This is a genomic window from Mediterraneibacter sp., from assembly GCF_030825015.1.
In the GTDB taxonomy this organism is placed as follows: Bacteria; Bacillota; Clostridia; order Lachnospirales; family Lachnospiraceae; genus Mediterraneibacter.
In genome coordinates, this window is sequence record NZ_JAPJQP010000015.1 from 1 (window position 1) to 18,455 (window position 18,455).

At 44.7% G+C, this 18,455-nt stretch carries 20 protein-coding genes; 16 read left to right on the forward strand and 4 right to left on the reverse strand.

Translation table 11 applies throughout. The features are described 5' to 3' along the window. Positions 1–421: 421 nt before the first annotated feature. From RCH61_RS07255 to RCH61_RS07275, 5 genes are all read left to right on the forward strand, one after another. Positions 422–622, forward strand: coding sequence for a cold-shock protein (locus RCH61_RS07255; RefSeq protein ID WP_178006775.1), 201 nt, complete (start codon positions 422–424; stop codon positions 620–622). 20 nt (positions 623–642) lie between these two features. Further along, entirely contained in the window at positions 643–1,239 is a 597-nt protein-coding gene (locus tag RCH61_RS07260; RefSeq protein WP_178006773.1) for a hypothetical protein, read from the forward strand. A gap of 19 nt (positions 1,240–1,258) precedes the next feature. Then, positions 1,259–1,921 (forward strand): hypothetical protein, encoded by a 663-nt coding sequence (locus RCH61_RS07265; protein ID WP_178006771.1) that lies wholly within the window; start codon positions 1,259–1,261, stop codon positions 1,919–1,921. A gap of 115 nt (positions 1,922–2,036) precedes the next feature. Beyond that, the gene (locus tag RCH61_RS07270; RefSeq protein WP_178006770.1) at positions 2,037–2,969 is read left to right on the forward strand and encodes a sigma-70 family RNA polymerase sigma factor; all 933 of its coding nucleotides are present in this window, start codon (positions 2,037–2,039) and stop codon (positions 2,967–2,969) included. Beyond that, on the forward strand, positions 2,966–3,109 hold the full coding sequence (locus tag RCH61_RS07275; protein ID WP_178006768.1) for a hypothetical protein: 144 nt from the start codon (positions 2,966–2,968) through the stop codon (positions 3,107–3,109). Before RCH61_RS07270 ends, RCH61_RS07275 begins: the two co-directional genes overlap by 4 nt. Positions 3,110–3,443: 334 nt before the next feature. Here RCH61_RS07275 and RCH61_RS07280 read toward each other — a convergent pair whose 3' ends face one another. From RCH61_RS07280 to RCH61_RS07290, 3 genes are all read right to left on the reverse strand, one after another. Next, complete coding sequence (locus RCH61_RS07280; protein ID WP_178006766.1) at positions 3,444–4,100, reverse strand: YoaK family protein; 657 nt, start codon at positions 4,098–4,100, stop codon at positions 3,444–3,446. A 69-nt stretch (positions 4,101–4,169) separates the two neighbouring features. Then, the gene (locus tag RCH61_RS07285; RefSeq protein WP_178006764.1) at positions 4,170–5,519 is read right to left on the reverse strand and encodes an MATE family efflux transporter; all 1,350 of its coding nucleotides are present in this window, start codon (positions 5,517–5,519) and stop codon (positions 4,170–4,172) included. Positions 5,520–5,592: 73 nt separating this feature from the next. Then, positions 5,593–6,153 carry a manganese efflux pump MntP gene (locus RCH61_RS07290; RefSeq protein ID WP_178006762.1) on the reverse strand — a complete coding sequence of 187 codons (561 nt, stop codon included), beginning with the start codon at positions 6,151–6,153 and terminating at the stop codon, positions 5,593–5,595. Between the two features lie 375 nt (positions 6,154–6,528). Here RCH61_RS07290 and RCH61_RS07295 point away from each other — a divergent pair, with 375 nt between their 5' ends. From RCH61_RS07295 to RCH61_RS07335, 9 genes are all read left to right on the forward strand, one after another. Next, positions 6,529–7,206, forward strand: coding sequence for a response regulator transcription factor (locus tag RCH61_RS07295; RefSeq protein WP_178006760.1), 678 nt, complete (start codon positions 6,529–6,531; stop codon positions 7,204–7,206). Between the two features lie 16 nt (positions 7,207–7,222). After that, positions 7,223–8,704: a HAMP domain-containing sensor histidine kinase gene (locus RCH61_RS07300; RefSeq protein ID WP_178006758.1), complete on the forward strand. Its 1,482-nt coding sequence runs from the start codon at positions 7,223–7,225 to the stop codon at positions 8,702–8,704. 185 nt (positions 8,705–8,889) lie between these two features. Next, positions 8,890–10,290, forward strand: coding sequence for an alanine/glycine:cation symporter family protein (locus RCH61_RS07305; RefSeq protein ID WP_178006756.1), 1,401 nt, complete (start codon positions 8,890–8,892; stop codon positions 10,288–10,290). Positions 10,291–10,337: 47 nt separating this feature from the next. Continuing rightward, positions 10,338–10,943, forward strand: a complete 606-nt coding sequence (hisH, locus tag RCH61_RS07310; RefSeq protein ID WP_178006754.1) for an imidazole glycerol phosphate synthase subunit HisH — start codon at positions 10,338–10,340, stop codon at positions 10,941–10,943. 10 nt (positions 10,944–10,953) lie between these two features. Beyond that, positions 10,954–11,715: an imidazole glycerol phosphate synthase subunit HisF gene (gene hisF / locus RCH61_RS07315; protein ID WP_306480318.1), complete on the forward strand. Its 762-nt coding sequence runs from the start codon at positions 10,954–10,956 to the stop codon at positions 11,713–11,715. A 92-nt stretch (positions 11,716–11,807) separates the two neighbouring features. Next, positions 11,808–12,476 (forward strand): uracil-DNA glycosylase, encoded by a 669-nt coding sequence (locus tag RCH61_RS07320; RefSeq protein WP_306480319.1) that lies wholly within the window; start codon positions 11,808–11,810, stop codon positions 12,474–12,476. 211 nt (positions 12,477–12,687) lie between these two features. Then, a complete protein-coding gene (locus RCH61_RS07325; protein ID WP_442920449.1) occupies positions 12,688–13,446 on the forward strand; it encodes an ABC transporter ATP-binding protein in 759 nt (252 codons plus the stop codon). Beyond that, complete coding sequence (locus RCH61_RS07330; protein WP_306480320.1) at positions 13,433–15,040, forward strand: COG1361 S-layer family protein; 1,608 nt, start codon at positions 13,433–13,435, stop codon at positions 15,038–15,040. Before RCH61_RS07325 ends, RCH61_RS07330 begins: the two co-directional genes overlap by 14 nt. Continuing rightward, entirely contained in the window at positions 15,006–16,427 is a 1,422-nt protein-coding gene (locus tag RCH61_RS07335) for an ABC transporter permease (RefSeq protein WP_178007024.1), read from the forward strand. Before RCH61_RS07330 ends, RCH61_RS07335 begins: the two co-directional genes overlap by 35 nt. A gap of 45 nt (positions 16,428–16,472) precedes the next feature. Here RCH61_RS07335 and RCH61_RS07340 read toward each other — a convergent pair whose 3' ends face one another. Then, positions 16,473–16,736, reverse strand: a complete 264-nt coding sequence (locus RCH61_RS07340; RefSeq protein ID WP_178007022.1) for a hypothetical protein — start codon at positions 16,734–16,736, stop codon at positions 16,473–16,475. 192 nt (positions 16,737–16,928) lie between these two features. On the opposite strand from RCH61_RS07340, the gene RCH61_RS07345 reads away from it, so the two are divergent. Then, a complete protein-coding gene (locus tag RCH61_RS07345) occupies positions 16,929–17,393 on the forward strand; it encodes a hypothetical protein (RefSeq protein ID WP_306480321.1) in 465 nt (154 codons plus the stop codon). Further along, positions 17,390–18,445, forward strand: a complete 1,056-nt coding sequence (locus RCH61_RS07350) for a PTS transporter subunit IIC (RefSeq protein WP_178006777.1) — start codon at positions 17,390–17,392, stop codon at positions 18,443–18,445. Before RCH61_RS07345 ends, RCH61_RS07350 begins: the two co-directional genes overlap by 4 nt. Positions 18,446–18,455 lie beyond the last annotated feature (10 nt).

Below are 18,455 nucleotides of genomic sequence, written 5' to 3' on the forward strand. Positions count from 1 at the left end.
GTATAGCATACAGTCCTTGGAGAGGGACTATAAACACTACTACTTTATAATACGAAGGATATGAATATCCGGTGATCGGACATATGGTTGGATTAAATGGAAAGATACAGGGGGAGAGAAAACGACTGTTGTACATGGCTGGATATTAAATTGGGACAAAACATGCTATTTCAACAAAAAGATAAATCAAAAAGAAAGTTGCCAACGATTACTTGACAGTAACCAAATGAGAATAGTTAAAAGAACGGATGGAAAATATTTGGAGGACATGGTATAATTGCAATAAGTAAATAATTAAAGTACCCCAACGGAAGTTGGAAGCCATAAGGCGTGGGAATGACTTACAGACAAGAGTGTCTAAGAGTTGATCTTACGCCTTTTTTGCTTGCGTGGGAAGAGGTAAGAAAGGAGTAGTGCAAGTATGCAGCATGGAGTGGTGAAGTGGTTTGATCCAGTCAAGGGGTACGGCTTTATTGCCGGAGACGCTGGGGCGGATATCTTCGTACATCAGAGCGATATTCTGATGAAAGGATTCCGCAATTTGGAAGTTGGCCAGAGAGTCAGCTATCAGGTTGAACCGACGGACAAAGGCAACAAGGCAATCAATGTAGTAGTGGAGTAATTGAAAAGGAGAGATAAAAAATGGGACAAAGCAAATATAGAAAACAGTTGAATAAAGTACTGGTAAATTATGTTGACAGAGCGCAGCCATTGCTTGAAAAGTACGAAGAGCAATATAGTGGGCCTAAAAATAATTATCAGCAGGAACAGGCGAAAAAACTCATGGAGAAGATTGAGGATTCAAAAGGATTGGCTTTGGAGGAATTGGAAGAGGTGTATCATTCGTATCTTGAGAGATTGGATAAGAAAGCGAAATCAATTACCGGGGCGGATATTGACAAGTCGGATATTATTTTGCTTGAAAGTGAGTTATACACCTTGAATCAAGAGGAATTTGATGTTTTGCAGGATAAATATGAAGGTAACAGATCTATGGAGCGTATACTTTCTGGATATGCAAGCAAGAGGGGGAAAGCAGACAGCGAAAATTCAACAGATCCGCTCGGAAAAATATTGGTTTGCCGTTTTATGAGCGATGAAGAAAAAAGAAGGCTTGCCAGCAAATTGTATAAAGAATGTAAAAGCTGGATCGCTAATGATAATGGTTTTGGAATTGCTGACTATGTGCTTAGTATGGCGGGCGATATGTTCGGCGCAGCAGATAAGTTGAGAGAGTAAAAGGAGAAAGGACAATAGTATGAGTAAGATTAACACAAAGGCAGTAAGAGAACAGGCGGTTAATATGATGGGAGATTTAAAGAATCTTGTATCACTTTATATGGAAAATGACCAAGAAGTAGCAGGAATAGAGGGGAATATTATTTGGTCAAGAGAGCATAAGGACGCTCAGATCAAGGGGATTAAGGAACGATTGGCGGCAAGTGCAAGGAAAGAATTTGATAATCTGCAGGGGCATTTCGAGGCTATGGTGAAAGTTATGCGGGAGAATGATAATATCTATGATTTCTCTGATCCGGAATTCTCTTCCTGTATTGCTTTATTATCTGCAGCAGAAAATCAGTTGCCTTATGAGACAATCGTAGGAATTGCTGGGAAATTTCTTGGAAATCGCCAGGCACTTCTTGCACTTGTAGAGGTGGCAAAGGGAGCTAATAAGGACACCTTGAATGAAATGGTGTTCAACACAGAAACAGAGGCAGAAAGACTGCAGAATAGACTAATAGCATTAGATATCAATTTTCCGGAGAGTATTCTAATGATTCCAGAGTTTAAAGGCGATATTCTTAAAATCGCAGAAGCCTGCGGCGAAGAGCTGACAGAATCAGATAAGGATCTCGGAGCAAGTTACCAAGAAATCGTAACGATGCAGGTGCGGGCAGCGATGGGATTGCAAAACTAATTTCGTTATAGAAATGATGGCAGCGCGATAAGGCGTAGTCTAATAATTTGATAAAGATACCCCGGGCGATTTTTCCCTTGCGTCTGGGGTGTTTTTTGGTAAAGGCGGTGTGGACATGGAAGAGAACAGCAAAACAAACGAAACACTTGTGAACCTGATTCGATCGGGCACAGATCGGGCGGAAAATCTTCTGCAGCTTTGGAAACAGAATAAAGCTTTTATAGCAACACTTGCCCGGAAGTATTCCGGCGGGGCAGAGATGGAGGACTTGGAGCAAGAGGGATTTCTAGGTCTGTATGAAGCGATTCCACACTATGACGAGGGGCGCGGGATGTCATTTATTGGTTATGCAGCATTTTACATACAGAAGAATTTGCGGGCATGTGTGGAGAATAACCGCCCGGTGAAGTTGTCACGATCGGCAGCAGATGAAGCGCTACAATACAAGAAACTTGTCCGAGAATACACGAAGTACCACGGCTGTTCCCCTTCTGATCGCGAGCTGTGCGCGTTTTTACATGTTGATCAAGATAAACTAGCCTTGATAAGAAAAGCAACGGAAACAGGCCACATCAGAAGTTTGAGCGAGGAGCTGACGGGAATGGATGGAGATATCTGTCTAGGTGATACCATTGCATCAGATGAGGACTTAGAGAGGGATGCGATCCGGCGTATAGATCACGAACGCATGAGGCGTGAACTGTGGCTTGCCGTGGATCAGCTCCCGGATAGGTTACCTGCTGCCATTCGTTTAAGATATGAGAGCGGGTTGACTTATAAGGAAATGGGGGAACGCTTGGGCGTCGATATGAATCAGGCGCGGAGTCTGGAGCAAAAAGCTTTTAAGAAGTTGCGCATACCGTCCAGAGCGAAGAGATTTAGAGCATATCATGAGGAATACCTGAGCGCGTCACAGATCCATCATGTAGGTGTACGGTGGTTCAATGAGACATGGACGAGTGAAGTGGAAAGAGATGCTATTAGATGGACGGAAAAAGAAAGGGGAGTGTTAAAATGGATAGAGGAAGAAAAGGCGGCAATGAGATGAAGAATCATGAAGGGCATTACGATCCGACAGCGGGAAAGGCGATCAGGCGGGCGGCTCGTCATAAAAGAAGCGGCGCAAAATTGAACCGCTTGACCTACCGGATCGGGGAAGTTCAGGTTTTTTCGGTGATACTGAAATGATACTGAAAATGTGTATACAAAGCAAAAATGTGATATACTATGCAAAATTTCAAGTGTAGAAATAGTGAAAAACCGGATATATAATAGATAAAAACAGACGTACTAACTCCTGTCATCCGCAGTCATAAGGTCGCAATTCTTGATAAATCAGGGATTGCGGCTTTTTTATATGAAATAGAACCTCCTGTGCCATTATAAAAGCAGATTTATAAAACTACAGATAATTAGCACAGGAGGTCATGATAATGGGTGGAAATAGTTTAATTCATGCGATTGGAGTCAGTGTTCTTATAAATAAGTCATTAGAGTTAAAAAGGGTGCGTTGTTTTAAAAATTATTTATGTTCTCTGTTGACAAACATCATAAGGAATGCGGCAAATAAAAGTGCTGAGCATACGAGGATCGCTTTCTCATGGAAAAATTTGATCACGAAGTTTCCGAGGACGGCTCCTGTTATAAAGCAGAGGATAATGCCGTAGAACAGGAATGTTCCGTATAATGACTTCCGGTCATGGGTGCGGAGGAAACGGTGGAGATTCTCAGTTCCGCTTCGCAGGTTTCCGATACACATCGTTGTAGCGACGCCTCTTCCTCGGATCTTCCTGAAACTTTCGACTTGAATGCCGCAGGCGAAGGAAGTGAGTGTGTTTGCCAAAAGATTCATAGAGTGGGGAAAGAATGCAACGCTTATTAAGATTATGGCTTCAAACAGGACAGAAAGCTGTCTCCAGTGAAGGTGGGTATTAAGACAGCGCACTGTATCTGCAAGGAAAATACCGAGTGCAAAGGCAAGTACAGGGAAAAGATAATTCAGCATGGCAGAATAATTCCCTTCTGCGAGATTTACGCCAAAGAGAAGCATATTTCCGGTTTGGGCGTTGGCAAATACGTTTCCTCGCTCGATATAAGAATAGGCATCCATAAACCCGCCGGATAAGGCAAGAACGATACCTATACGGATTGTTTCAGACATTTGCAAAGAGTGTTTCATGGGAGACTCTCCTTTCAGTAAATGAAATGTTTTGTGAAGGGATGTTGATTATATAAACGGAGCATTCCGTCAAAAAGGCGAGAATGCTCCGTTTTGGTATTTCTTTAATAAGAAGAATGCGGCAATCGAGGCGCACAGTTCTCCGACGGGAAATGCGATCCATACTCCTGCGGGACCGAGAAAACGGGAGAGGAGAAAACTGAGTGGGATCGTCACGGCAAATTGGCGGAGAAGGGAGATGATCAGAGAATTGCGTCCATTTCCCATTGCTTCAAATACGCCGGAATAGATCAGTCCGATCGAAGAGATCAAAAATCCAAGACTGATGATGCGAAGCGCAGTGATTCCGGCAGTCATTAAAGCAGTATCCGCGTCAAACAGGGCAAGGATCTGCTTTGGAAGGACTAAGGCGAGAACAGTTCCTATGAGCATCAGTCCGGCAGCGGTAAGAAGGCTGTATCGAATGGTTGATTTTACACGGGAATTTTCGCCGGCGCCATAATTATAGCCGATGATCGGACGCATTCCCTGAACGATTCCGTTTGCGGGCATATAGATGAAAGTCTGAAGTTTGAAGTAAACGCCCAAAACTGCAACATAAACATCAGAAAATGCGGTCAGAATACTGTTTAATATGCTGATCAGAATCGAGGGGAGGAGCATCATGACAGTGGATGGAACTCCTACGCTGTAAATTTGCCGGATGATCGCTTTGTCAAATACAAGGTATCGTGGATGAATGTGTACGGCGTAGCTCTTTCTCTTATAGACAATGATATATAAAAGAAAAGCGCTGATCTGTCCGATGACTGTGGCAATCGCGGCTCCGGCAACTCCGAGAGCCGGAAAACCAAGTAACCCGAAGATCAGAATCGGATCAAGGATGATGTTGATGACACATCCTGCGATAAGAAGGTACATTGTGATTTTCATTTCTCCGATTCCCTGAAAAATCTTTTCGAATGCAATTTGAAAAAGCGAACCGAAGGACAGACAAAGTACGATACGGGTATACGCCGATGCATCGGTCAATATTTTCGGATTATGTGTGAAAAGTTTTAAAAACGGTTCGGAGATTGTCAGTCCTGCAATAATAAAAAAGATGCAGTGAAAGAAGGTGAGCGCAATTCCGAGGGTTGCCGCCCGATCTGCTTTCTCGTGATTTCCGGCTCCCAAATGAATGGAGATGGCAGAGCTGATGCCGACGCCGATTCCGACTGCCGCAGATAAGATCGCGTTTTGAAGCGGGTAGGCGAGTGAGACAGCTGTCAGAGCGTCTGTGCCGAGTCGGGAAACGTAGATACTGTCTACAATATTATAAAGAGACTGAATGAGCATGGACAGCATCATAGGCACAGACATGGAGATTAGAAGTGAAAAGACAGGTTTTGTCTGCATAAATGTATTTTTCTTTTCCATAATAATATATTTCTCCCTGATGTGACGATTTTTGTAGTATCGCGTGATGAGATCTGGATCTTCTGATACCGGATTAAAAGAAGCCGAGATGTTCAAGCAGGATTTTTACTCCGAGAAGGATCAGGATGATGCCGCCTGCGATCTCGGCTTTTGATTTGTATTTTGTTCCGAATATGTTTCCGATTTTTACGCCTGCTGCTGCAATAACGAACGTCACTATTCCGATAAATGAAACCGCTGCCATGATATGTACATTTAAAAAGGCAAACGTGATTCCTACGGCCAGAGCATCGATGCTTGTTGCCACAGCTAAAGGAAGCATTGTCTTGAAATCCAGCAGATCATTGGAAGAGTCTTCGTCATCGGAGAACGCCTCCCGGATCATATTGATTCCGATTAAGGAAAGTAAAATGAAGGCGATCCAGTGATCGACAGCGGTAATACTGTCCTTGAACCGGATGCCGAGAAAATAGCCGGCGGCAGGCATCAGCGCTTGAAATCCCCCGAACCACAGTCCGACAACGGCGATTTTTTTCGGGGTGATTTTCGACATTGCGAGTCCTTTACAGACAGCGACCGCGAATGCGTCCATTGAAAGGCCGACAGCTAAGAGAAACAGTTCTGTAAGTCCCATGTCAAAATCTCCTTAAAGTAAAAATATTGTATTTATTTCGCATAAAATGTCCTTTTTACAAACTTTAAAAATAATAGCACTAAAAGGTATGTTTTTCAAGTGAAACGTAAGGGAAAACCGGCAGTTATGTGTAAGGGGAAATTGGCAGTTATGCATAAGAGGAAAACAAAAGGCGCACAGGGGAAAAGGAAGGCGGGAAAGGGGGAATATTGGAAAAAAAGAGGGAAATTCACAAGATTGACATATTTCTGTGATAGTCTGAAAGTACCCGAAATGCAGCGTGTTTTTCAGAGAGAGGATTTTTGGAAAAAGGATTGCATTTTTTGGGAAAAGCAGGAAATGTTTTGAGAAATGTTATTATGAGAGGTGTGTATTGTGGAAAATATAAAAGTGCTTGTTGTAGATGATGAGAGCAGGATGCGCAAGCTTGTGAAAGATTTTCTTGCACGGGAAGGGTATGTTGTACTTGAGGCAGGGGACGGTATGGAAGCAATGGACGTTTTTTATGCAGATAAGGACATTGCTCTTGTGATACTGGATGTAATGATGCCCAAAATGGACGGATGGCAGGTGTGCAGAGAGATCAGAGAAACTTCGAAAGTACCGATCATTATGCTGACGGCAAGATCAGAAGAGCGGGATGAACTGCAAGGCTTTCAACTTGGTGTGGACGAGTATATATCCAAACCTTTCAGTCCGAAGATCCTTGTGGCGAGGGTCAACGCGATCTTAAGAAGAACACTGGGAGGCACGGCAGACGATATCGTAGCTGCAGGTGATATTACAATCGATAAGGCGGCGCATATCGTGAAGATAAACGATAAGGTGATCGATTTAAGTTATAAGGAGTTTGAACTGCTGTCATATTTTGTGGAAAATCAGGGGATTGCCCTTTCAAGAGAAAAAATATTGAACAATGTGTGGAACTATGATTATTTTGGTGACGCAAGAACGATCGATACCCATGTGAAAAAACTTCGCAGTAAATTAGGCGATAAAGGAGAGTATATTAAGACGATATGGGGAATGGGATATAAGTTTGAAGTTGGCTGACCGGAGGAATGCAGATATGATAAAATATTCGATCAGACGTCAGATGGCGGCAATTTTCATCGGATTGTTCAGCCTTATTTTAGGGTTGGTCCTTATTATAAATAATGCATTTTTGGGGAACTATTATCTTTCTCATAAAGCGGATGATCTGATCCGCACCTATAATGACGTCAATACAAAATTAGAATCCGGAAGCTTGGAAGATTCCGATGCGGTCAGAGATATTCTGACGCGGATCGAGAGAGCAAACGTTGATCTTGTTGTGGTGGATGCAGGAGGAAATGCGATTCTTGCCACACTTGGAGATGACGATCCCCGTTTGAAAGAAATGTTCAGCGGTCTGTTCGGAATGGAGGGCGTTAATAACGCCAATGTGCTCAGGAGAACGGAAAATTATACAATTTACAGAGACAGAAACAGTAAAGTACAAAAAGATGTCGAATATCTGAAGATGTGGGGAAGATTTTCGGACGGTTCATGGTTTATCATGCAGTGTCCGTATGCAAGTATTACGGAAAGCGCGTCTCTTGCCAATCGTTTCTTGATTTATCTGGGATGTATTGGAATGCTGCTTGGAGGTCTGCTCGTCTGGATGCTTTCGCGCAGCATTACAAAACCGATCATGGAACTTACATGTCTGTCGCAAGAGATGGCAAATCTGAATTTTGACGCCAAATATACAGGCGGCGGTCAGGATGAGATCGGCGTTCTTGGAAATAACTTCAATAAAATGTCGGAGCGATTGGAAAAAACAGTATCTGAACTGAAACAGGCCAATAATCGGCTTCAGAAAGATATTGAACAGAAGGAGAAGATCGAGGATATGAGAAATGAGTTCCTCGGCAATGTTTCTCATGAATTAAAGACTCCGATCGCGCTTATTCAGGGATATGCGGAAGGCTTAAAAGAAGGGATCAACGACGATTCGGAAAGTCGTGAATTTTACTGCGATGTGATTATGGACGAGGCGGCAAAAATGAATCTTATGGTGAAAAACCTTCTGACGTTGAATCAACTGGAGTTTGGGGCTGATGAAGTACAGTTTGAGCGGTTTGATATTGTCCGGCTTGTGAAAGGTGTTATTGCAAGCTGTGAGATTCTCGTTCAGCAGGCAGGGGCAACGGTAGATTTTATTTCGGACGAAAGTATCTGCGTCTGGGCAGATGAGTTTAAGACCGAGCAGGTAGTGCGGAATTATCTTACGAACGCGATCCATCATGCGGGCAATGAGAAGAGGATTGAGGTGCGGATCGCCGATATGGATGGAAAAGTTCGTATAACGGTGTTTAACAGCGGAAATCCGATTCCGGAAGAAGATATTCCGAAGTTGTGGGATAAGTTCTATAAAGTAGATAAAGCGCATACAAGAGAATATGGCGGTAATGGGATCGGTCTTTCTATTGTGAAAGCGATCATGGAATCTTTCCATCAAAATTATGGCGTAGAAAACTTTGATAACGGGGTTGCTTTTTGGTTTGAATTAGATGCAAAAGCATAAAATTGATATGGAATCCTGTAAGTTCAATGCTTTACGTTAGCGCGTAAATGTGCTAAAATGCAACTAATAGTTCAGGAATGGTTGCGTTAGAGGGCATACGGCATGCCGGCTGTCAGCGGTCGGCATATCGTATGCCCTTTTCGCAGAGAAAAACAGTGGGAAAGAGAGAAGAGGAGGAGCCGGATATGTATGATAGGATCTACGGGGTGATTCAGTCAGTAGATGATTTTGTGTGGGGCTGGGGAATGATCGCGCTTTTGTTGGGAACACATTTATTCCTTACCGTACGGACAGGATTTATTCAGAGGAAGACGATCACAAAAGGAATTCCGCTTTCGGTAGCAAAAGAAGAAGGGGCGGATGGAGAAGTCAGCCAGTTCGGGGCGCTTACAACGGCGCTTGCATCGACGATCGGGACTGGCAATATTATCGGTGTTGGAACAGCGATTGCCTTAGGCGGTCCGGGAGCGGTATTTTGGTGCTGGATCACAGGCGTTTTTGGGATTGCAACGAAATATGCAGAATCGCTTATAGCAGTAAAATACAGAGTGAAAACAGAAGACGGACGAATGCAGGGCGGTGCAATGTATGCTTTGGAGCGGGGGCTGAATATGAGATGGCTCGGTTTAGTGTTTGCGTTTTTAGCAGGATTTGCTTCCTTTGGAATCGGTTGTGCCACTCAGGTAAATGCAATCGCGGAAGTATGCAATAAGAATCTGGGGATCGATCCGCTTGTTGTGGGCGTGATCGTAGCAGGAATGACAGCCGTTGTTATTTTCGGAGGAATTAAAAGTATTGCAAAAGTATGTGAGAAACTTGTTCCGTTCATGGCGGCCTTTTATGTGATCGGATGTGTGATCATATTGCTTATCAATTACGATTATATCATTCCGGCAGTTACAACGATCTGTCGGCTTGCTTTTACAAAAGGTGCGGCAGCAGGCGGACTGGTTGGCGGCGGAATCCGGTACGCAATCCAGTACGGAGTCGCAAGAGGACTTTTCTCAAACGAATCGGGCTTAGGTTCGGCACCGATTGCAGCGGCAGCGGCAAAGACAAAGAATCCGGTTCGTCAGGCGCTTGTCTCTTCTACAGGAACTTTTTGGGATACGGTTGTTGTCTGCCTGATGACAGGACTTGTGCTTGTGACAACAATTATGAAAAATCCGGCGATCAATGTAGATGAAGCTGTAAACGGAGGAGAGCTGACGACGATGGCGTTCGGTCAGATCCCGTTTTTCGGCTCTTTGATCCTTGTTGTCGGGATCATATCATTTGCCTATTCTACAATCTTAGGCTGGGCATATTACGGGGAAAGATGTGTGGAATATTTCGCGGGAAAGGCAGGTCTTCTGCCGTATCGGATCCTTTATGTGGCGGTGCTGCTTGCAGCTCCGGTGCTTGCTCTTGATCTTGTGTGGAAGGTTGCTGATATTTTAAACGCGCTGATGGCGATCCCGAACCTGATCGCAGTGCTGCTTCTCTCTCCGATGATCGTAAAGGAGACAAAGAAATATATTAAGGATCTGGACGCGGCAGATCATACACCGGTTCCTGTTGTAAAAACAGGAAAGCAAAAATCATAGAAATGAACGTAGAATAAAAGAAAAGAGCAGAGTAGGAGAAAAAGACAATGATCGCAATTATCGATTATGATGCAGGAAATATTAAAAGTGTGGAAAAAGCGCTCTTAAGTCTTGGGCAGGATGTAACGGTTACCTCTGACAGGGAAGTGATATTAGGAGCGGATAAGATTGTTTTGCCCGGTGTGGGAGCTTTTGGAGATGCAATGGAAAATTTAAGAAAAAGAGAGCTTGATCGGGTAATCCGTGAGGCGGTAAAGCTTCAGATCCCGTTTCTAGGGATCTGTCTTGGTCTTCAAGTTTTATTTGAAAAAAGCGAAGAAGCGCCGGGAGTGGAAGGTCTTGGTATTTTGAAAGGGAAAATATGCAGGATTCCGAAAACAGAAGGATTGAAGATTCCTCATATGGGATGGAATTCATTGCACCTGGAAAACGAGGGAAGGCTCTTTAAGGGGATCTCAGAGAATCCGTATGTTTATTTTGTGCATTCTTATTATTTAATGGCAGAAGATGAAAAGATCGTGAGAGCTTCTGCAGAATATGGAACGCATATTCATGCGTCGGTGGAGCAGGGCAATGTGTTTGCGTGTCAGTTCCATCCTGAAAAGAGCAGTAAAGTAGGGCTTCAGATACTGAAAAATTTCGTGGAATTATAAGGAGAATGAGATGTTTACAAAGAGAATTATTCCTTGTTTGGATGTGAAAGACGGACGAGTTGTAAAAGGGGTCAACTTTGTAGATCTGAAAGATGCCGGAGATCCGGTGGAGATCGCGAAAGCTTACGATGCGGCGGGAGCGGATGAACTTGTATTTCTTGATATTACGGCGTCCTCTGATCAGAGGGGGACGGTGGTTGATATGGTGCGGAAAGTAGCGGAATGTGTGTTTATCCCGTTTACTGTCGGCGGAGGCATCCGTACGGTAGACGATTTTCGGGCGCTGTTAAGGGAAGGCGCGGATAAGATCTCGATTAATTCTTCGGCGATTAATACGCCGGAACTGATTCGTGACGCCGCGGATAAATTCGGCAGTCAATGTGTTGTCGTGGCAATCGATGCGAAGAAGCGACAGGACGGATCGGGGTGGAATATTTATAAAAACGGCGGGCGCGTCGATGTGGGAATCGACGCCGTAGAATGGGCGCAGAAAGTGGAACGTCTTGGAGCGGGAGAAATTCTACTTACGAGTATGGACTGTGACGGAACGAAGGCTGGTTATGATCTGGAGTTGACAAAGGCAATCGCAGAAAGTGTGTCAATCCCGGTTATCGCGTCAGGAGGAGCCGGAAAACTGGAACATTTTAAGGATGCCCTTACAGAAGGAAAGGCGGATGCGGCTCTGGCGGCATCATTGTTTCACTATAAAGAGCTGGAGATCAGGCAGGTAAAAGAATATCTTGCTGGAGAGGGCGTTTCTGTAAGACTTTGATCTTAGGGAAGATTTAGAGAAAGATAAAAAAGACATTAGAAAAACTGTATCAAAAAGCAGGAAAGATAAGAACGGCAGAAAGGGTGAAGAAAATGTCAGGCATAAGCGGGGACTGGTATGAAGCACTGAAAGGCGAGTTTGCAAAACCGTATTACAGGAAATTATTTCAGACGGTAAATGAAGAATACAGAACACAATTAATTTTTCCGCCTGCGGAGGATTTATTTAATGCATTTCATCTGACTCCGTTAAAGTCGGTGAAAGTAGTAATACTCGGACAAGATCCTTATCATAATAACGGACAGGCGCATGGACTTTGTTTTTCGGTGAAAAAAGGGGTGGATGTCCCTCCTTCTCTTGTTAATATTTATAAGGAACTGCACGATGATCTCGGCTGTGCTGTTCCGAATCACGGGTGTCTTACAAAGTGGGCGCAGCAAGGAGTTCTTATGCTCAATACTGTGCTGACTGTCCGGGCGCATCAGGCAAATTCGCACAGAGGAATTGGCTGGGAAGAGTTTACAGATGCGGCGATCATGGCGTTAAATACGCAGAACCGTCCGATTGTATTTATTCTTTGGGGCGCTCCGGCACAGAGAAAAAAGTCAATGCTGAATAATCCGCAGCATTTGATATTGACAGCGCCGCACCCGAGTCCTTTGTCGGCGTACCGCGGATTTTTCGGAAGCAGACCTTTTAGCAAGACAAATGAATTTTTAAAGTCACACGGTGAAACGCCGATTGACTGGCAGATTGAATAGAGACCTGAAAGAAAGATCGGAGAACGTTTCCGGTCTTTTTTTGCAATGACGACGAGCCAAAAGCCGGGATTGACCGAGACCTGGGTGACCGCTTACAATCCCGAAATGAGCCTTTTGGCACTTCCGGTAATTGCAGGAGTGTGATTTTAAGAAATTATTCATAAAATACATAGCGAAATCTAACAAAACATATGATACGATACAAACAACAATGCAGTATTGCTTGAAAGAAACAAACAGACAGAAGGAGGAGACTGTGAGGGAGATTATCAGGGTGAAAAATCTGTATAAACTGTACCGCGTCGGGGATTCCGTTGTCCGCGCGCTGGACGGTGTGGATTTTTCGATATGTGAAGGGGAGTTTTGCGCGATCGTCGGAACGTCCGGTTCCGGGAAGTCAACGCTTCTTAATATGCTTGCAGGATTGGAAAAACCGACACGGGGAGAAGTGATCGTGGCAGGTCAGCATATCGAGCAGATGAAAGAAAATGAACTTGTAAAGTTTCGCAGGGAAAATGTTGGATTTATTTTCCAGTCTTTCCATTTGATGGGGACGATGAATGCGTTGGAAAATGTGGCGCTTCCTCTTACGTTTCGGGGAGAACCGCGGAAGGAACGTATGAAAAAGGCGGACCGTATGCTGGATCTTGTAAGTTTGGAAAAACATAAAAAGCATCTGCCTAATCAGTTATCAGGCGGGCAGCAGCAAAGAGTCAGCGTGGCAAGGGCGCTTGTGAATGATCCGAAAATTATTTTTGCCGACGAACCTACCGGAGCGCTGGATTCGCATACTTCTGAAGATGTGATGAGGCTGATGCAAAAGCTTGTAAGAGAGCAGAAAAGAACGCTTGTTATGGTTACTCATGACCGGAGTCAGGCAGAATATGCAGACCGTGTCTTGGAGATTATTGACGGGAAGATCGTACATATTACAGAAAACAGGAGGAAACAGGAAGATGAGAAGTCATAGAGGGATGATTTTAAAACGGATCGGCATCGGAATTTTATGTATGGTGTTTGTGTTATCGATGCTTGCGCCGCTTGTGGCATTTGCGGAGGAAAATTCTGCCGGGGCGAAGAAAGAATTTGCCTATATACAGATCAGTATAGGAGATGAGCAGGAGGCGCCTGTGTTTAAGGCAGGACAAAAGGTATCTGAGCTGAGGATCAATGTGAAAAACAGCGGAAACGTAGACGCGCAGAACGTTCGGATCGAGCCGAATATCGAGAATGCGTCTGATTGGCCGTTTGAGATGGATCAGTTGAATTATTTGAAAAATCTGTCTGTGATCAAGAGCGGAGAGCAGACTGCGGCAGTATGGGGAAGTAAGGAAAAACCGCTTGTTGTAAGAGAAGATGTGACCGGAAAGTCCTATAAGCTGGAATTTAAGATCACCTACGACGACGGAGAAAAATTATATGAGACAGAGAAATATGTATTCGTAAAGACAACTGCGAAAGAGAAGCCGTCAGAAGGAACAGGCAGCAACGGGGACAATGGCGGAAACGGATCGTTGACAGGCGGTAATGGGACAGATACAAACCCGTCAGGCGGAGACGCCGGGGCGGATGTTTTCGGCGGAGTATACACAAGCGATCCGGTTATGACAGGCGGTTCATCAGGTGGTGCAGATGCGGGGAGCAGTTCAGTTCCAAGAGTGATCGTAACCGGATTTGAGACAGAACCGGCGGAAGTTCATGCAGGAAGTAATTTTAAACTGATCGTTCATTTGAAGAATACTTCATCCAGAACGGCTGTCTCAAATATGCTTTTTGATATGCAGGCGCCGTCTTCAGGATCGGAAGGCGCGGCGGAAGCTCCGGCATTTCTTCCGGCGTCAGGGTCAAGTTCTATTTATCTTGACGGGATTGCGGCAGGAGGAACAAGCGATATATCGATCGATCTGAATGCTCGAGCAGATCTTGTGAAGAAGCCGTACAGTATCAGTATGTCTATGAAATACGAAGACAGCAGCGCGGCGCAGTATGAAGCACAGTCGAGTCTCGCGATTCCGGTAGTACAGGAAGCGCGGTTTGAGTTCAGCAAGATTGAGATTGCACCGGAAGCGGTTGCAGTCGGCGAGGAAGCGAATATTTCCTGCAGTCTGTATAATCTTGGAAGAGTAAAGATGTACAATGTGAAAGCCCGGTTTGAAGGAGAGATGATCGAATCAGACGAACAGTTTATCGGCAATCTTGATTCCGGCGCTACAGGAATGATCGACGCCATTGTGACGGCAGTGAATGAGACAACGGATAATACGGAATGTAAATTGATTTTGACTTATGAAGATGACGCGGGCAATGTATCGACAGCTGAGGAGAAGTTTGAACTGATCGTTATGCCGATGTCAGATTCCGGCGATATGGATGCTATGATGAATATTCCGGAAGAACAGGGCGGACTTTCAATCGGCTGGATCTTAGCTGCTGCGGTTATTGTGATTATTGCTGCGGCTGTGGCGGTGACCTTTATTATGAAGCGGAAAAAGGCAAAACGACTGGAAGCAGAAGAGGAGGAATTGTTTGATGAGGTGGAGCGATCTGCTGAGGATGAGCATTAGCAGTCTGCGGCGCAGAAAATTAAGGACGTTTCTTACGATCCTCGGCGTTGTGATCGGAACGGCATCCATCGTAGTTATGATCTCGCTCGGTTTGGGACTTCAGCAGTCGATGTACGAGGAAGTGGAGCAAAGCGGAGGAACGACAAGTATTACAGTGACAGGGAAAGATTCCGGAGGAATGATGTACGGATATTCGGGAATGTCTTCTGATGAGGAGTCGCAGAAATATATTACCGATGATGTGATCAAAGAGCTGAAAAACATAGATCATGTAAAGAGTGCGGAGCCGGTTTTGAGTGTCTCGGCGATCGCGCTTAAAGGAAAGTATGAAGGCTATCTTGAACTGACAGGAATGACTCCCGAAGGTCTGAAGGCTCTGAATCTGGAATTGGAAGAAGGCGGGAAACTGCCGGATCCGAACAGCGCGCAGTTAGAACTTGTGTATGGCAATACGGTTATTACGAATTTTTATGATAAAGCATCGGGCAGCGGATATTGGGATTCAGGAGAACTTCCTGATATTGATCTGAACAAAGACTCGGTTTTTCTGATCCTCGATCAGGACGGATATTATCAGTCGCAAGGCGCTGCCGCTGATTTTGGAGGCGGAGATGTGCAAAGCGGAGGGGAAGGCGGAACCGCGTCGGCAAAAACGCCTCCGAAAAAACATGTTGTGTCTGCCAGCGGTGTATTAAAAGGCGGACCGGATACATATACGGTTAATTCGTATATGACATTTTGTGATATCGATAAGCTGAGAACGTATCTTGAAAAGGAATTTCGGGGAAGGGCAATCCCGGGACAGCCGACGACAAAGAGCGGAAAGCCTTACAGTAAGTTTGTTTATTCGTCGGCAAGGGTACAGGCGGACGATATGGAAAACGTAGAACTCGTTTCGGATATGATTCGTGCAATGGGATATAATGTGTCGTCGAATATCGAATATATTGACAGTATGAAAAAACAGTTTGCAATGGTACAGGCGGTACTTGGAGGAATCGGTGCAGTTTCCCTTTTCGTTGCGGCAATCGGAATCGCAAATACGATGATGATGTCTATTTATGAGCGGACGAAGGAGATCGGCGTTATGAAAGTAATCGGATGCAGTCTTGGGAATATCCGCCAGATGTTCCTTTTGGAAGCGGCATTTATCGGGCTTGCAGGCGGTGTGATCGGCAATCTTTTGAGTTTTCTTATGTCGGCAGCCATTAATGTACTTGTGCAGGGAAGTGAAATGGGGATGTTGGCAGGAAGGATCTCGTATATTCCGCCGTGGCTGGTTTTGATCTCACTTGGATTTGCGATGCTTGTCGGAACGGCAGCAGGATATTTCCCTGCGAGAAGGGCGATGAAGTTAAGTCCTCTTGCGGCAATCAGAAATGAGTAAGAATCGGTGAAGGGGAGCTGTTTATAAAATGGAGGTGATCGGGGATTATTCCTCGATCACCTCTATTTCTAAATAATCAAAATCAATGCTGTCTACAAAATTATCCTGATAAAACCGCGCCTTTGCATGACGCTTAAAATCTGCGATCGTTGTGTCAAGCCAAATCGGCTTGCTCAGATCAAATTCATAACAGATTTCATCTAATGCGTTGAAGATCTTGTGTGTGCGTGTGTCTTCTGTCTCATCACAGATGACGGTATCGCGCAGCAGTCGGTTTTCTTTGAATTCTTTTCCCCATAAACGAAACATAAAGAAGCTCCTTTCAAAGTTTATGATGTTTATCATACAAAAATCCCGTTGCTTGTGCAAGTCCTTTTTGATATATTAGTATCAGTTCAGCCGTACGGAAAGCGGGGAGAGAAAAGGACTCCTTTGTGCAGCGTAGGAGGAACGGGAAAAAGTAAGAGTTGTATATTTTAATTTTTGTAAAGGAGTAAGAAGATGATCAGAGTATGTACAATAAACGATAAAGAACTGCTGGCAAAATATTTGCAGGAAGAACCGTATGGGAAAGCTGTTTTTTCTGCGATCGAACAATTTGGATTTGATGAGAAATTTCAGACAGTGTATCTTGATGCGGAAAAACATCCTTCTGATTCTGCGGAAGAGAAAGCGGAAGAAGAAACTGTAAAAGGTGTTTACTTATGGTTTCATAGGAATTTGATTTTATACAGCAAAGATAACACGGTGGATATTGATTTCCTTGAACAGATGATTTTTATGGCGGCGCCGGATTGCGTTGCCGGAAGAAAAGATAATGTTAATATCGTGAGCTGGCTTTTGACAGATTATGCGTTCGAACAGTCAGACGGAATCCCGGAACTGACCGATCAAGACGGCGTTTTGGCAGAATGTTTTGCTCCGTGTGAAGCGTATGAAGGCGAGTGGGGGTATCTTAAAAAATGAAAAAACTTTTAGATCGAATCTTTATTGACGGCTTAGGCGGAATGGCGCAGGGGCTGTTTGCCACGTTGATCATCGGAACGATCATACAGCAGATCGGGCTGTTTATGGGCGGCGGTGCAGGCGATCTTATCTATCAGATAGGAAAGGTTGCGGCGGGACTGACCGGAGCCGGGATCGGAGTCGGTGTGGCGCGGAAACTGGAAGCAGGACATTTAGTGATCGTTTCGTCCGCGGTCGTGGGAATGGTTGGTGCGTTTGCAGGAAAACTTTTGGCAGGACAGCTGCTGATAGACGGCAATCTTGTTCTTGCAGGACCAGGAGAACCGTTAGGGGCATTTATTGCAGCATATCTGGCGATTGAGATCGGAATTTTGATCTCAGGGAAAACGAAACTGGATATTATACTGACGCCTCTTGTATGTATCGGAACGGGATCGGCAGTTGGTTTATTTGTCGGTCCTCCGATCTCTGAATTTATGGCGTGGCTTGGTTCTTTGATTAACTGGGGAACAGAACAGCAGCCGTTTTTAATGGGGATCATCGTGTCGGTCTTAATGGGAATGATTTTAACACTTCCGATCAGTTCTGCGGCGCTGGGCGTTATTTTGAATCTTTCGGGACTGGCGGCAGGCGCGGCGACGATCGGATGCTGCTGTAATATGATCGGTTTTGCAGTAGCCAGCTGGAGAGAAAATAAGTTCAGCGGATTTCTTGCGCAGGGAATCGGAACGTCGATGCTGCAAGTTCCTAATATTGTAAGACACCCGCTCATTTGGCTTCCGGCTATTTTGTCAAGCGCTGTTTTAGGTCCGATCGGGACAATGGTTCTGCATATGACAAATAATGCGACCGGTTCCGGTATGGGAACAGCAGGGCTTGTCGGACCGCTTATGACTTGGCAGGTGATGACACAAAGTGAAGCAGGAGTGATCGTACTTGGGAAGATCATTTTGATCCAGTTTGTCCTTCCGGCAGTCGTGACACTTCTTATTTCTGAATTTATGCGGAAGAAGAAATGGATCCATCAGGGCGATATGAAGCTTGAGCTGTAAATGAAGTCTT